The 14,409-nt window shown below is 53.9% G+C and carries 15 protein-coding genes; 8 read left to right on the plus strand and 7 right to left on the minus strand.

Features of this window, described 5'->3' with window-relative positions:
* Positions 1–78: 78 nt before the first annotated feature.
* Complete coding sequence (locus KKD83_04095; GenBank protein ID MBU2535335.1) at positions 79–1,470, plus strand: aminotransferase class III-fold pyridoxal phosphate-dependent enzyme; 1,392 nt, start codon at positions 79–81, stop codon at positions 1,468–1,470.
* Between the two features lie 56 nt (positions 1,471–1,526).
* On the opposite strand, the gene KKD83_04100 is transcribed toward KKD83_04095, so the two are convergent.
* On the minus strand, positions 1,527–2,681 hold the full coding sequence (locus tag KKD83_04100; GenBank protein MBU2535336.1) for a PD-(D/E)XK nuclease family protein: 1,155 nt from the start codon (positions 2,679–2,681) through the stop codon (positions 1,527–1,529).
* A gap of 145 nt (positions 2,682–2,826) precedes the next feature.
* Here KKD83_04100 and KKD83_04105 point away from each other — a divergent pair, with 145 nt between their 5' ends.
* From KKD83_04105 to gnd, 7 genes are all read left to right on the plus strand, one after another.
* On the plus strand, positions 2,827–3,513 hold the full coding sequence (locus KKD83_04105) for a cytochrome c biogenesis protein CcdA (protein MBU2535337.1): 687 nt from the start codon (positions 2,827–2,829) through the stop codon (positions 3,511–3,513).
* 20 nt (positions 3,514–3,533) lie between these two features.
* Positions 3,534–4,064: a TlpA family protein disulfide reductase gene (locus KKD83_04110; GenBank protein ID MBU2535338.1), complete on the plus strand. Its 531-nt coding sequence runs from the start codon at positions 3,534–3,536 to the stop codon at positions 4,062–4,064.
* A gap of 28 nt (positions 4,065–4,092) precedes the next feature.
* Positions 4,093–4,401, plus strand: coding sequence for a hypothetical protein (locus KKD83_04115; protein ID MBU2535339.1), 309 nt, complete (start codon positions 4,093–4,095; stop codon positions 4,399–4,401).
* 165 nt (positions 4,402–4,566) lie between these two features.
* Positions 4,567–6,582: a transketolase gene (gene tkt, locus KKD83_04120; protein MBU2535340.1), complete on the plus strand. Its 2,016-nt coding sequence runs from the start codon at positions 4,567–4,569 to the stop codon at positions 6,580–6,582.
* A 2-nt stretch (positions 6,583–6,584) separates the two neighbouring features.
* Complete coding sequence (rpiB, locus tag KKD83_04125; protein ID MBU2535341.1) at positions 6,585–7,055, plus strand: ribose 5-phosphate isomerase B; 471 nt, start codon at positions 6,585–6,587, stop codon at positions 7,053–7,055.
* An 11-nt stretch (positions 7,056–7,066) separates the two neighbouring features.
* Positions 7,067–8,668, plus strand: a complete 1,602-nt coding sequence (locus KKD83_04130) for a glucose-6-phosphate isomerase (protein ID MBU2535342.1) — start codon at positions 7,067–7,069, stop codon at positions 8,666–8,668.
* Between the two features lie 23 nt (positions 8,669–8,691).
* Positions 8,692–9,603 carry a decarboxylating 6-phosphogluconate dehydrogenase gene (gnd, locus tag KKD83_04135; GenBank protein ID MBU2535343.1) on the plus strand — a complete coding sequence of 304 codons (912 nt, stop codon included), beginning with the start codon at positions 8,692–8,694 and terminating at the stop codon, positions 9,601–9,603.
* Positions 9,604–9,629: 26 nt separating this feature from the next.
* Here gnd and KKD83_04140 read toward each other — a convergent pair whose 3' ends face one another.
* The 6 genes from KKD83_04140 to hypD all read right to left on the minus strand — a co-directional run.
* Positions 9,630–10,271 (minus strand): ribulose-phosphate 3-epimerase, encoded by a 642-nt coding sequence (locus tag KKD83_04140; protein ID MBU2535344.1) that lies wholly within the window; start codon positions 10,269–10,271, stop codon positions 9,630–9,632.
* Between the two features lie 441 nt (positions 10,272–10,712).
* Positions 10,713–11,498: an NAD(P)-dependent oxidoreductase gene (locus KKD83_04145; protein ID MBU2535345.1), complete on the minus strand. Its 786-nt coding sequence runs from the start codon at positions 11,496–11,498 to the stop codon at positions 10,713–10,715.
* 23 nt (positions 11,499–11,521) lie between these two features.
* The gene (hypB, locus tag KKD83_04150; GenBank protein MBU2535346.1) at positions 11,522–12,187 is read right to left on the minus strand and encodes a hydrogenase nickel incorporation protein HypB; all 666 of its coding nucleotides are present in this window, start codon (positions 12,185–12,187) and stop codon (positions 11,522–11,524) included.
* Complete coding sequence (gene hypA / locus KKD83_04155) at positions 12,187–12,537, minus strand: hydrogenase maturation nickel metallochaperone HypA (GenBank protein ID MBU2535347.1); 351 nt, start codon at positions 12,535–12,537, stop codon at positions 12,187–12,189. The genes hypB and hypA overlap by 1 nt, the downstream gene beginning before the upstream one ends.
* Positions 12,531–13,535, minus strand: a complete 1,005-nt coding sequence (gene hypE, locus KKD83_04160) for a hydrogenase expression/formation protein HypE (protein MBU2535348.1) — start codon at positions 13,533–13,535, stop codon at positions 12,531–12,533. Before hypE ends, hypA begins: the two co-directional genes overlap by 7 nt.
* Positions 13,528–14,409 (minus strand): hydrogenase formation protein HypD (gene hypD, locus KKD83_04165; GenBank protein ID MBU2535349.1); only part of this gene is annotated, 882 nt, incomplete at its 5' end. The genes hypE and hypD, both read right to left, overlap by 8 nt.

The following is a 14,409-nucleotide window of genomic DNA, read 5'->3' on the forward strand; positions in this document are numbered from 1 at the left end:
TTGTAAATCGCCGCTGGTTTATATTAAACTTTATACACTATACCCAAAGAACAAAATGCTAGGCAGGAGGCAGATGGAATGAAACAGTCAACGGTAAATAGTGCGCAGGCCGGATTGGCCGAATTAATCGCCACGGCCAAAGAATACGTGTGGCCGGCTTTCGGCAGAGACTCCACCTTTTTTGACCTCCCGGTATCCATTATCAGCGCCGGTGAGGGCAACTATGTAATCGATAGCTTTGGCAACCGTTTGCTGGAGACGAACTCGTGTGGCGCAGCCGCTTCCCTCGGCTTCAATCACCCGGTGCTCATGGAAGCGATGAAGCAGCAGATGGAGAAGATAGTCGTTACCACTCCCAATCTCTTCGCCCCCACGGAACCGGTGGTCTGGCTTTCTGAAAAGCTCGCCCAGATAACGCCCGGCAGCCTGAAATATACCATTTACAGCAGCAACGGCAGTGATGCCAACGAGACAGCGCTCAAAATCGCCCGGCATTACTGGAAGATAATGGGCGAGGGTACGAAGTACAAGGTCATCCACCGTTACCCCGGTGACTATCATGGCATGGGTATGAGTATCTCCAGCGCCAGCGGCCATATCTTTCGGCGGACGCCGTTTGAGCCGCTCATGGCCGGTTTCGTGGCCATCCATGCCCCGAACTGCTATCGCTGCCCGTATAACCTGACCTGTCCGGAGTGCGACCTGCTGTGCGCTGAAGAGCTGCGCAAGGTTATCGAGTTTGAAGACCCATCGACCGTAGCCTGTTTCATCACCGAGTCAACCAATACCGGACTGGGAATCATTCCGCCGCCTCCGGGATATATGAAGCGAATTCGGGAGATCTGTGACCAGTATGAAATCCTGCTCATTTGCGATGAGGTAATCACCGGCTTCGCCCGCAGCGGCTTCTGGTTCGAGTGCGAAAAGCATGGCATTGTGCCCGATATGCTGGCCATGGGCAAGAACATGTCCTGGGGCTGTGGCGCGCTGGCGGGCACGCACGTAAAGAGCGAAATCGCTGAGGCCTTCACGGGCAAGAACACCCTGCAGCATGGATACACATTTGGTGGTACCGGTTATCTGGCCGCCGCCGGACTGGTCGGCATAAAGTACGTGGAAGAGCACAACCTGCTGGCCCGGGCAAAGGAAATCGGCGATATTATGGCCAAGGAGCTGGGTGCCATCAAGGACAAATCGGCCGTCGTCGGCGACGTGCGCGCCAATGCCGGTTTGATTGCGGTTGAGCTGGTCAAGGATAAGGTGACCAAGGAACTGTTCCCCGACCGCGCTGCCGTGGCCGGAGTTGTCGGCAAAGTGGGCCGGGAAAACGGAGTCCTGTTCGCCTGCTCGACGTGGTACGGCGATATCCTCTGGATGATGGTCTCGTTGACCATGACCAATGACGAGCTCGGCCTGATTGTCAATGCCGTTGATAAAGCGGTCGCCGCGGTGGAAAAGCAGTTCACTTAAACGGCTTTTTGCAGAGGGAAATATTTAGCTCCACAAGTTCCGGAGCCGAATGACGCCTATATCTCTTTGTCTTCGTCCTGGCGTCTCTTTACCGACAACCGTTGCTGGGTGGAGATTATCTGTCTTAAGGATTGAATCCGGTCTCTTAATTCCTGAGCGACCGCCTCATCGCTGAGCAGTTGTTTGAGCCTCGATTGGTCAAGGCCGGTAACTTTTTCCCACAAACCCTCCGGCTCAAGGAGAGACTTGATATCTTCTTCTTTGAAACCGGTCATCTCCACCAGCTGGTAGGTGATTTCGTTCTCCGGCCCGAAAACGCGGTTCAGCCCTTCTGCTTCGCAGTAACTGATTATTCCCTGCCTCAATTCGTCGAGTTCTTTTTGTAGCTCTTTAATCTGTGCCTGAAGGGATGCATACCGTTCTATGTCCTCGGCTTCGATAGTGGTGGACGGCGGCTCTCCGGCGGCTGTTTCCGCGATTCCCCCCCTGTATAAATGGCGGTAGTACGGGCAATGCTCGGGGAAATCGCAGGGGCAATAATCATTCTCCGTGGCCGGGAAAATCCCTTGGTTAATCTTTTCCGCGACGTCGAGGACCAGTTGTTTTGCCTCGTTGAGCTGAGTGGGCTTGCGACCAGGACAGCTAACAGGCGTATTTGACCTCATGTGGTACAGGGTCAGTTTTTCTACCGGTAGCTGCCAGAGCTGCTCGGCGGCTATCTGGTAAAGGGTTAACTGGAGGTCTTTCCTCAGGTAATCATTGGTGAACAGCTCTTTGCTCGTTTTATAGTCAACGATGGATAATCCGCTGTCTTCCAGCTTGTCCACCCGGTCGATAAATCCCCTCAGTTTCACGCCACCGATGTCAATATAGAATAGTTTCTCCACGGCCAGAGGCATCTGGAAATCACGATTGTGGATTTCCCAGAAAGTGGTCAGCATCTCTTTCCCATATGCTTTGTAGTTCGCCTCCTCTTCGGCGGACTCATAGCCTCCGGAGAGCCAGTTTTCCTCATAGAAGCGAAGCAGCTCTTCGAGGGCGGGAGGTGGTGGCACTCTCACACGGAAAAAATGTTCGGCACAGAGGTGCACGGTTGAGCCGAAGCTGAAATACCACTTGTCCTTTGGCTTCAGGCCGTCGATATACTGAAGCCTGTAGCTGAGCGGGCACGTTTGATAAAGATTGATCTGTGAAAAACTGAGCGGTCTGATGTCTATCCTCCTTCATTAATGTTGTTAAACAGGGCCCTAACTAAAATTATAAGACTGAAACGGGCGCTTGTCCACGAGTTTGGAATAAGGTCGGTGTTATTAGACACAAGCCCAATACCATTGTACAATTTTAATTATGGAGAATGTGTCGGTCGCCGTTGCCTTTACGGCGGGGCTGTTATCCTTTCTATCGCCCTGCGTGTTACCGCTGGTTCCGGTCTATTTTGCCAGCCTGGTCGGGCCGGAACTGCTTGATAAAAAGGGAAGCGGCCTGCGCCTGCCGACGTTTCTCCACTCACTCAGCTTTGTCCTGGGCTTCTCGCTGGTTTTTACTACTATGGGGGCTATTGCCGGGCTGACCGCGTTTGCCATCAACCCGAGCCTGGCTTTGCTCAATAAAATTTCCGGCAGCTTCTTAATTGCCTTCGGCGTCTTTTTGCTGGCGGCGCTGAAAATACCATGGCTCAATTACGAAAAGCGCCTGAATCCGTCGCTGGGGAATACCACGGGCTATCTCCGCTCCTTTCTCATCGGGGCTTCCTTCTCCCTTGCCTGGACCGCCTGCGTCGGCCCGATACTCGGTGCCATTCTGACCGTCGCTCTGAATACTGGGACCGCCTGGCATGGAGCATGTCTGCTGGCAATTTATTCTCTGGGTCTGGGGCTTCCGTTTCTGGTCATCGGGCTGGCCTTCGACTCACTTTCCCCGGTTTTAAAGCGCATACAGCGCTATACAGGGATAATACACGTAATCAGCGGCTTGCTTCTCATAATTATCGGTATTCTGGTCCTGACTGATAAAGTACGCTGGTTCTCCACGCTCGCGGCGTGAGATTATTTGTGGAGGAAATCATGAAGAAAGTATTGATGATAGTTGTGAGCCTGCTGATTCCGGCCTTGTTATTGTCCAGTGTTTTGTTAACCGGCTGTGCCAGTTCCGGTCCGGCAACGGAATACGGTCCGGAGGTAGGTAAGCTGGCGCCGGACTTCAAGTTAATCGGTCTGGATAAGCAGGAAGTCTCGCTCAGTGGCTTGCGCGGTAAACCCGTGCTGCTTAATTTCTGGGCCACCTGGTGCGGCCCCTGTCGTATAGAGATGCCATTTCTACAGGAGATATACGAAGAATGGACCGGTAAAGGGCTGGTGGTGCTGGCGGTGAACGTCCAGGAAAACCCGACCACGGTGAAAAAATTTGTGGAGAACGCCGGTTTGACATTCCCGGTATTGCTGTCTCCCGGCAATGACGTTCCTCTTGCCTATAATATACGTGGTATACCGGCCACATTCTTAATTGATGCCGATGGTGTAATCCGCGATATTAAAATCGGTGCGTTCTTTGGGGTGGGGGAGATTGAATCGAAATTGGCCAAAATCATGCCGTAATTGATATAATAAAAAGCGGAGATTGAAAATGAATGATGTCTTGGATGAAGCTTACGGGATAGTTCAGTGTAAGGAATGCCCCTGGTATAAGACCTGTGTAACGCCAATGCGTTTCACGGCTGAAGATATACGCCGGCAGCTGGAGTCAGCGCCTGGGATAAACGTCTCCCAGCCAGCTGACCTGGGGATGCAGAACCTTTTATCCAGTATGGCCACGGCCGCGCAGAACTCATTGCTTGAAAGCTGCCCTGTCTTTATTGCCCGACTGCGCGATAATCCCAAGCTGGCGCAACGCCTGAAAGAAATCATGCAGAAGTGGGGCGAAGAGGAACATTAACTTCTCTAGACTGGATTTGAAGCATTGTTGTTCCTCAGTTAAATCTCAGGTCATCGTAACCCTATTAGTCCGGGTTCTTTTTTCGATTGAAAAAGAGTACCTATCAGTGTAGAATGGCAGAAAACCACCTGCATTCGGCCATCCGGGAAGCTGGAGGGGCAAATCATGAGCGATTCCAGGCTCGATGAACTCTGCATCAACACCATAAGGTTTCTGGCCGTTGACGCGGTGCAGCAGGCCAATTCCGGCCATCCCGGAGCGCCCCTGGGTGCGTCGCCAATGGCTTATGTCCTGTGGGACCGATTTCTCAAGCATAACCCCAGGGACCCAAGGTGGCCAGACCGTGACCGCTTCATTCTCTCCTGCGGCCACGCCTCGGCGATGCTCTATGCGCTTCTGCACCTGACCGGCTATGACCTGTCGCTGGATGATCTCAAGCAGTTCCGCCAGTGGGATAGCAAGACACCCGGCCACCCCGAATACGGCGTTGTCCCCGGCCTTGAGGTGACTACGGGACCGCTCGGGCAGGGATTTGCCAATGGCGTGGGTATGGCCATGGCCGAGCGCTGGCTGGCGGCAAACTACAACCAGCCAGGCCATGAAATAATCGACCATTATATCTATGCCATCGTCTCCGATGGCGACCTTGAGGAAGGTATTTCTTCGGAGGCGGCTTCCATAGCCGGGAATCTGCGTCTGGGCAAGCTCATCTATCTCTATGACGACAACGGTATCTCCATTGAAGGAAACACCGATATCACCTTTACCGAGGATATTGCAGAGCGTTTCCAGGCTTATGGCTGGCAGGTTATCGGGCCGGTTAATGGCTTTGACATTGACAGCGTGGAAAGCGCGATTCAAGAAGCTCAGGCAGAAAAAAATCGTCCCAGCCTGATTATCTGCAGGACAGTCATTGGCTACGGCAGCCCGAACAAAGCCGGCATGGCGGCTGCTCACGGCGAACCGCTCGGGGAGGATGAAGTACGGCTGACCAAGAAGCATTTGGGCTGGAATTACGAAGAACCTTTCACTGTGCCCCCGGAAGCACTGGAACACCTGCGTCGAGCACAGAAGCAAGGTAAGAAACATCAGGAAGAATGGCAGAGAAGCTTTGAGGCATACCGTCAGGCGTATCCCGATGAAGCGCGTCAGCTTGAAAAAGACCTTAAAGGTGACCTGCCGGAAGGCTGGGATAGTGGTCTTGATAGTTTATTCAAGGATGAAACCAAGCCGATTGCCACCCGGTCGGCCTCAGGGCTGGTAATGAATGCCCTGGCGCCCAGAATCCGTTCTCTGGTGGGAGGCTCGGCGGATTTATCTCCCTCGACAAAGACAAATCTGACGGACTATGGTGCTTATAGTTCTGGCGATTACAGTGCCCGAAATCTGCACTTCGGCGTCAGAGAGCATGCCATGGGTGCCATCGCCAGCGGTATGGCATTGCACGGAGGCATTATACCGTTCACCGGAACGTTTCTTATCTTCTACGACTACATGCGCCCGCCGGTGCGTCTGGCAGCCATGATGGGGCTGCGAGTGATTTACATTTTCTCCCACGACTCGGTGGGATTGGGAGAGGATGGACCGACCCACCAGCCCGTTGAACAACTCGCTGGCCTGAGGTCGGTTCCCAATCTGGTGACTATCCGCCCCGCCGATGCCACCGAGACTGTGGAGGCGTGGAAAATAGCCCTGCAACGACGCGATGGCCCGACGGCGCTTGTGCTCAGCCGCCAGAATCTGCCGGTGCTTGGCCGCAATAATCTGGCTCCGGCCAGCAGTGTGCAGCGAGGTGGTTATGTACTCTGGGAGGCGGCGGCACCTGACTTGATTATCATTGGCACCGGCTCGGAAATACATATCGCGCTGGAGGCCGGGAAAATGCTGCAAGAAAAGGGCATCAAGGCTCGTGTCGTATCGCTGCCGTCCTGGGAATTATTTGATGCCCAGCCTGCTGAATACCGTGATACAGTATTGCCAAAGAATATAAAAGCCCGGGTATCCATCGAGGCCGGCAGCCCACTGGGGTGGGAGCGGTATGCCGGCGATAACGGGGTTATTATCGGGATTCCTCATTTCGGAGCTTCTGCTCCGGGCAAGATAATCTACGAGAAGCTGGGCCTGACCGCCCAGCGTGTGGCTGATGAAGCCGAGAACCTTCTGCGAGGAGGCGAAAAATGACAATGCGAGTTGCCATAGGTGCTGACCATGGCGGATTCCCCCTGAAAGCCGAGTTAACACCCTGGCTGCGGGAAAACGGGTATGAAGTGCTGGATATGGGTGCCGATACGCTTATCCCGACCGATGACTATCCTGATTATGCGCTGGCCGTCGCCGAGGCGGTGGCTTCGGGAAAAGCGCAGCGCGGTATCATTATCTGCGGCAGCGGCATTGGCGCCTGCATTGTGGCCAATAAAGTGCCAGGAGTGCGGGCATGTCCCTGCCATGATACGTATTCGGCACATCAAGGTGTAGAGCACGACGATATGAATGTCCTCTGCCTCGGGGCACGGGTGGTGGGGGGAGCACTGGCCACGGAAGTGGTCGACGCTTTTCTAAAAGCCAAGTTTTCCGGTGAAGAACGCCATCAACGGCGTCTGCAAAAAATGCTGGATATTGAATCGCAAAACATGATAAAGAAGAAAGGCGGATAAGAGAGCTTACTATGACGGACTTCCCGGCTGTTAAAGAGATGCTCGAAGATTTCAGGCAGAAAGATACCGTGGCACGCATCTGGAGGAAGGACCACACGGTGTGGAAGCCGGAGCCAAAGGAGATTACCAATCGGCTTGGCTGGCTGGCGCTTCCCGAAACGATGAAGGAGAAAGTGCCGGAATTAACGTCGTTTGCGGAAGAGGTGCGCAACGCCGGATACAGACACGTCGTGCTGTTGGGTATGGGCGGCGCCAGTCTGGGTGCGGAGGTGCTGCACGATACTCTGGGCAGTGCCGGGGGCTATCCGGCATTCAAATTGCTGGACTCCACCGTGCCAGAGTGGGTAGCAGGGGTGACAGAGTCTATCGACCCGGCACGGACCATATTTATAGTTTCGTCAAAGTCGGGCGGCACAATCGAGACGAGCACTTTTTATAAATACTTTCGTGGGCTGGTAGAGCAGGCGGTAGGGAAGGAGCGCGCCGGGCAGAATTTTATCGCCATTACCGACGCCGGGACATCGCTGGCTAAACTTGCGGAGGAGGCGGGTTTCCGCCATGCTTTTCTGAATCCGGAGGACGTGGGTGGGCGTTACTCGGTGCTGTCCTATTTCGGACTGGTGCCGGCAGCGTTAATAGGAGTTGACATAAAATACGTTCTTGAGCGTGCTGATAAAATGAGACGTCAATGTGCTGCCGATGTAACGCCTCAGGAAAATCCAGGTGCCTGGCTCGGGGTATTAGTTGGCACCTTTGCCCGACAGGGTAGAGATAAATTGACACTGATTACTTCGCCTTCGATTGGCAGCTTCGGACTGTGGCTGGAACAGCTTATCGCCGAGAGCACGGGCAAAGAGGGAACCGGAATTATTCCCGTCATGGGTGAGCCGCTTGCAGCACCTGAGCACTATGGGGATGACCGACTTTTCGTCTACCTGCGACTTCAGAATGATAAGAATGATGATATTGACCGGGCCGTGGAGCGTATCAAATCTGCGGGTCAGGAAGTGGTTACTCTGGAACTAAAGGATAAGCATGATATCGGTGCCGAGTTTTTCCGCTGGGAATTTGCCACCGCCGTGGCCGGCGCGGTAATGGGCATAAATCCGTTTGACCAGCCCAATGTGCAGGCGGCCAAGGATGCCATCGGTCGGGTCTTAGAGGAGTTTCAGGGTTCCGGCCGTTTGCCATCTCTGGAAATTTCCGACTCACTTGATGGATTACTGTCCGATACCAGGCAGAGCGATTACCTGGCGATTATGGCCTACACCAGACAGATGCCGGAACTGGAAAAAGTCTGTGCCGAACTGCGTTGCAAGGTGATGGAGAAGTACCACATCGCCACCACCGCTGGCTATGGACCACGTTTGCTGCACTCCACCGGGCAATTGCACAAGGGAGGTCCCAATACGGGACTTTTCCTTCAGGTAACCATGGCGCATCAGCATAAGATACCCGTTCCCGGCGCCCCGTACACTTTTGATATATTGGCGGATGCACAGGCGCTTGGCGACCTTCAGACTCTGCTGTCGCTGAAAAGGCGTGTGGTCAGAGTTCATCTTGACTCCGGAGATACGGCCGCTTTTGCCAGAATGGTGTCTGACTTAAGGTAACTGGAGAACGGAGGAGGGCTGAGATGGAACTGGGCATGATAGGGCTGGGGCGGATGGGAGGCAACATGGCACGCCGTCTGCTCAATGACGGGCACCGGGTTATCGTTTTTGACCCTGTGCCGGAAACGGTGCAGGCGCTGGTGAAACAGGGCGCAGTCGGCACCTCGTCGATTGCGGAATTAACGTCCAGGCTCAGCGCACCTCGGACGGTCTGGCTGATGGTACCGTCCGGCGAAGTTACCGAGAGTACCGTAGCTGAAGTGGCTGCCAATCTATCAGCAGGAGATTGCCTAATCGATGGTGGCAACTCGTACTACAAGGACAGCATGCGACGGGCCACTGTTCTGTCGGAAAAGAACATTTATTTTCTCGATGTAGGCACCAGCGGCGGCATCTGGGGATTGAAGGAAGGGTACTGCCTGACGGTCGGGGGAGAGGTGGCGGCATTTCGGAGGCTGGAGCCGATATTCCAGACTCTGGCGCCATCGCCGGACAGGGGATACGGCCACGTTGGGCCGTCTGGAGCCGGGCATTTCGTCAAGATGGTTCATAATGGCATTGAGTATGGCCTGATGGAAGCATACGCGGAAGGTTTTGAGCTGATGCAGGCCAAACAGGAATTTGACCTGGATTTAGAAAAAATTGCGGAAATCTGGCGCTATGGAAGCGTGGTGCGTTCCTGGCTGCTTGACCTGGTGGCTGCGGCGTTGCATGCTGCCCCGAAGCTGGAGGGCATTCAGGCCTATGTGGAGGACTCCGGTGAAGGGCGCTGGACAGTGCAGGAATCCATCGAGCTGGGGGTGCCGGCACCGGTTATTGCTCAATCGCTGCAAAACAGGTTCCGCTCGCGTCAGGAACAGCCCTTCGGCACTAAGTTGCTGGCCGCGCTGCGACAGCAGTTCGGCGGGCATGCGGTGAAAAAGGCCAGGAAGTAGGAAGTCAAATCCTGCGATAATATGGTCTACTGTACCAGCGACTGCAAACGGCGGTAGCTTTCCGCCGGGTCTGGTTGCAGAAAAACGGCGCTTCCCACGCAGATATAGTCGACCCCAACGCCGGCGATTTCCCTGATATTGCTTTCCTTGACGCCACCGTCAACACCGATTTCAATTCCGGGCTGAATATCTCGCAGTTCGGCTACCTTGTCCATTACTTCCGGGATGAATTTGCTGCCGTAGAAGCCCGGCGTTACGGTGAGGAGGAGAACGCTAGCAACTTCATTGATATAGGATGCCGTGGCGGACACGGGCGTTTCGGGGTTGATGGCAAGCCCTACTTCAATCCCAAGGTTTCTAATCTGATGAATAACTTCGTGTGGGGAAATGGTGGCTTCGTGGTGGAATATAATCTTGCCGGCACCGGCTTGCCTGAAACCTTCACAGTATTTTTCAGGGTGTGCGACCATCAGGTGGGCTTCCCATTTTAAATTTATGGACAGGCCGGCGATATCTTCCCAGGTAACGCTCCGCGAGGGCACAAAATGACCATCCATAATATCGATCTGGACATAGTCAGTGAAGCTTTCTGTCTGACGAACCATCTTCTCAAGGGTTGAGGGGTCATCAGTAAGGATGGCCGGTACTACTCTTACGTTTCTGCTCATGGCAAACCCGATTATCAGGTAGCTAAAATTCTTTCAAGCAAATACGGTCAATTTTTATGAAAAAGTTGGTTGACGCAGTAATTGTAGGTTTTGTAAAGATGAAGTGTCAAGCCTCCGGTACGTATCGAGTAATAAATAGAGGGCACTTTTCAGTGCCCTCTATGGTTTTCTTTTTATCTCCAACCCGACTCACTTCCGGTTATTACCACCGGATGTGGTCTCTCATTTCTGAGACTGACCTCTACATCGCTAACTCGAGCCGGGTTCGAGGTCCGTCCACCCTGCGATTAAGCAGGGCCTCACCTGTCCACCTGCCATACCCCGAATATCTCATGAAACCTCATAGCATCACCTCCTCCAAATCAAGATTCGGGAGCCACGGGTTTCTATATATTATTTAATCACAATTTGTCTTTATTGTCAAGGTGTTTTTAGCCTGTATCAGAAGTAATCCTCCGCGTTATCTTTGGGATAAAAGCCCAGCTTTTCTTTGGTTTCGGTCAGGTCAAAGAAGCGGCGGTCATTGTTGCTGATGGCATAGGCGAGCAGAAAATCGGTGTTGACCTCGAGGGCTCTGGCAAATGCCTCAACGCAGTCCCTTTTGCTCAAAAAGATAGCCCTTGCGTGACCCTCGCGTTCCGTGCCTTTCCAGATTGATGGGTCATCCTCGGGAAACGTCGACCCAATGCGCAGGGAGATGAATTGAATGCCATGCCTTCTTGAATAGTACCAGCCCATGTTTTCCCCGAAGAGTTTTGAGATGCCGTAGTATGAATCAGGTGCCGGTGGGTCGCTCAGTTTCACAAATCCCATGGTGGGGACAAAGAAGCGGTCTAAAGTCAGAGGAGTTTTACCGATGTAATCATGCTGGGTGTGATTGGTGCTGGCGAAGACGATTTTAGGGACGCCGGCCCGTCGCGCCTCTTCAAATACGTTGTAGGTGGCGATGATGTTATTGTGGAGAATGCTTTCCCAGCTGGCCTCGGTCTTCGGTTCGGCGGCAAGGTGAATCACCGCATCAAGCCCCTCAAATACGCCCTGGGCCTGCTCCGCCTTGGAGAAGTCGGCCTTTACCGTTTTGAATTTGCCGGCAAGGTCGGCCTTTATCTCACGTCGATTGTAGAACAAGGTGAACTGGTATCGGTCTGGTAGCTCTTCAGTCAGCGTGGTACCGATGTGGCCGGAGGCTCCGGTAATGCCGACGTTTATAATTTTTCGGTCTTTCATCATCGTGCTCCGTCTATCTAATTTTATGGATTTAGTTTACGTAGCTTCTGCAAATTATCCATCACCCATTCCCCCCACTCTGCAATCCCTTCGCCGGTAAGTCCGGAGATGGGGAAAAGGGCTGCCTGCTGGTTGATGCCTTTGAACGCTCTGGTGAAAGTTTCCAGGTCAAAGCCAACATATGGCAGCAGGTCGGTTTTGTTCACTACCAGCGCCTTGGCCTGAGTGAAGAGCAGGGGGTACTTGTGTGGTTTATCATCGCCCTCGGGCGTGCTGAGAATGACCACTTTGAGGTACTCACCGAGGTCAAAGCCGCCGGGGCAGATGAGGTTGCCCACATTTTCGATGAAGAGAATATCTATGTCATCGAGGGGAAGATTGGCCAGCGCCGAATTTACCATGCTGGCGTCCAGGTGGCAGGCCCCGCCAGTATTAATCTGAATTGCGGTAACTCCGGCCTGGCTTAATGTTTCGGCGTCAATGCTGGAACTGACGTCCCCCTCAATAACGGCGATGCGGGCTTTATCTTGCAGTGCCTCGACTGTCCGCAGGACAAGGGTCGTTTTTCCAGAACCCGGCGAGGACATGAGGTTGATGGCCATGATGTGCTTGCTGGCCAGCAGCTGGCGGTTTTGGTCCGCTATCTGGTTGTTGGCATTCAGAATGTCTTTCAGTACTTTTATTTCCATTATTCTACCTCAATACTCTCGACGTACAGCTCGCTGCCGCCGGTTATTTCGATTTCCGATGACTGGCACTTGGGGCATGCCCATTCGAAATCGGTGGGCTGGAATGGGTGAGCGCAGTTGCGACAGCGTGCCTGCCTCGGTATGTTCTGAAAGGAAAGCTCTGCTCCCTCGGCGGGCGTATTCTGGCTGAGCAGTTCAAAGTTCGCCTGAACGTAATGGTCGATGATGCCGGTCATCTCACCGAGCACGATGTTTACCCCGGTTATTTTGCCGGCGCCAGCTTTGCTGGCCTCTTCCAGGACAAGGTCTAAAAGGCTCATGGTCACCGACATCTCGTGCATGGCTAGCATATCCGGGGCAACGGCTCGCCGACCAGCATGTCAATAATACGCGTGGTCCCGAGCGTGGTCTTCATAACCACCCGTCCCGGGTTTTCCTCCTTTATCTCACCGATAATCACAGCGTCCTGCCCATATGAATGTTTTCTCATTCGCTCCAGAATGTTTTCCGCGTCGTCAGGGTTTACTACTGCTACCAGCTTTCCTTCGTTGGCTACGTAGAGCGGGTCCAGTCCAAGCATTTCGCAGGCGCTGGCGACTTCCTCTCGAACCGGTATTTTGTCCTCATATATCCGGATGCTGACGTTCGACTGCTCGGCGATTTCGTTCAGCGTGGTTGCCAGTCCGCCGCGGGTCGGGTCGCGCAGGCAGTGAATATTACGACTAGCCGACAGCATCTCCGCCACCAGACCATTCAATGGGGCACAGTCGCTCTTCAGGTCGGTGGAGAAATTGATACCCTCGCGCTGGCTGAGCACCGCAATGCCGTGGTCGCCAATGGTACCGCTTAATATCAGTATGTCGCCTGGCCTGGCGTTATGCCCGGATATATCCACTCCTGCCGCTACCGTGCCGATGCCTGAAGTATTAATGAAGAGCTTGTCGGCCATGCCGCGATTGACCACCTTGGTATCGCCGGTGACTATGGTCACACCGGCAGCATTGGCAGCCTCTTTAACCGAATCCACCACTTTTTCAAGGTCGCTCACTGGGAGACCTTCCTCAATAATGAAAGCCAGGCTCAAATAGTTGGGCGTAGCGCCAGCCATGGCCAGGTCGTTTATGGTGCCGCAGACCGCGAGCTTGCCGATATCTCCCCCAGGGAAAAAGATAGGCTGGACAACATAGCTATCGGTGGTAAAAGCCAGTCTGCCGGCAGGCTCGATTATTGCTGAATCATCAAGCTGCGTGAGAATGGGATTAGATAGAGCAGAAAGAAAGCTATTTCGGATGATATCATGGGCCAGCTTCCCGCCGCTCCCGTGCGCCAATAAAATCCTGTCAGGCATCCTCTTCACCGTAATGATAGTAAGCAGCACAGGTCCCTTCTGCCGAGACCATGCACGGCCCCACCGACTTTGTGGGGGTACAGACACGGCGGAAAAGCGAGCAATCCTGAGGCGATTTGATTCCCCTCAGCACTTCTCCACAAAGGCAGCCCTTAGGAGTAACCGTGGGCCCGGGGTCAAAGTCAAAGCTCAGCTCAGCGTCGAATCGGGCAAATTCCGAGCGCAGTTTTAAGCCGCTCCCGTCTACTTCGCCGAAGCCGCGCCACCGTGCCGGGGCGGGCTCAAATACCTTTTCCATAATATCGATAGCGGTCTGGTTTCCCTCAGGGCTGACCCCGCGCCGGTAGGCGATTTCGACCCTGGCTTCGCCATCGGCCACCTGCTGTGCCAGCATATCAATGCACTGCAAGATATCCAGCGGCTCAAAACCGGAGACGACGCAGGGTATGCCGTAGTCGCGGGCGATGAACTCCCATGGCCTTGAACCGATAACGGCGCTGACGTGGCCGGGACAGATAAGTCCCTGTAGATTGACCTCACCTGAGTCCAGCAGCGCCTTGATTATCGGCGGACAGAGCTTGTGCAGGGAAAGCACGTAGTAATTTTTTATATTATCTTGCTCCGCCTGCAAAATCGAGGCAGCGATAGTCGGAGCGGTGGTCTCAAAGCCAATACCCAGGAATATCACCGATTTATCCGGGTTTTCCTTGGCCAGTGTAAGGGCATCGAGTGTCGAGTAGACAATGCGCACGTCCGCTCCCGCCGCTTTTGCATCCTGAAGGCTGGAATGGCTTCCGGGCACCCTCACCATATCGCCGAAGGAGGCAACAATGACATCGGGCAGCGAAGCGATGGCGATGGCTTTATCAAGGTC

The organism is Chloroflexota bacterium (genome assembly GCA_018829775.1).
Lineage (GTDB): Bacteria > Chloroflexota > Dehalococcoidia > Dehalococcoidales > RBG-16-60-22 > E44-bin89.

Excerpts from the sequence above, each read along its gene's own strand:
- KKD83_04095 (MBU2535335.1), top strand. The coding sequence starts at position 79 with ATGAAACAGTCAACGGTAAATAGTGCGCAGGCCGGATTGGCCGAATTA.
- KKD83_04110 (MBU2535338.1), top strand. The coding sequence starts at position 3,534 with ATGAAGAAAGTATTGATGATAGTTGTGAGCCTGCTGATTCCGGCCTTG.
- KKD83_04115 (MBU2535339.1), top strand. The coding sequence starts at position 4,093 with ATGAATGATGTCTTGGATGAAGCTTACGGGATAGTTCAGTGTAAGGAA.
- tkt (MBU2535340.1), top strand. The coding sequence starts at position 4,567 with ATGAGCGATTCCAGGCTCGATGAACTCTGCATCAACACCATAAGGTTT.
- rpiB (MBU2535341.1), top strand. The coding sequence starts at position 6,585 with ATGCGAGTTGCCATAGGTGCTGACCATGGCGGATTCCCCCTGAAAGCC.
- KKD83_04130 (MBU2535342.1), top strand. The coding sequence starts at position 7,067 with ATGACGGACTTCCCGGCTGTTAAAGAGATGCTCGAAGATTTCAGGCAG.
- gnd (MBU2535343.1), top strand. The coding sequence starts at position 8,692 with ATGGAACTGGGCATGATAGGGCTGGGGCGGATGGGAGGCAACATGGCA.
- KKD83_04140 (MBU2535344.1), bottom strand. The coding sequence starts at position 10,271 with ATGAGCAGAAACGTAAGAGTAGTACCGGCCATCCTTACTGATGACCCC.
- KKD83_04145 (MBU2535345.1), bottom strand. The coding sequence starts at position 11,498 with ATGAAAGACCGAAAAATTATAAACGTCGGCATTACCGGAGCCTCCGGC.
- hypB (MBU2535346.1), bottom strand. The coding sequence starts at position 12,187 with ATGGAAATAAAAGTACTGAAAGACATTCTGAATGCCAACAACCAGATA.
- hypA (MBU2535347.1), bottom strand. The coding sequence starts at position 12,537 with ATGCTAGCCATGCACGAGATGTCGGTGACCATGAGCCTTTTAGACCTT.
- hypE (MBU2535348.1), bottom strand. The coding sequence starts at position 13,535 with ATGCCTGACAGGATTTTATTGGCGCACGGGAGCGGCGGGAAGCTGGCC.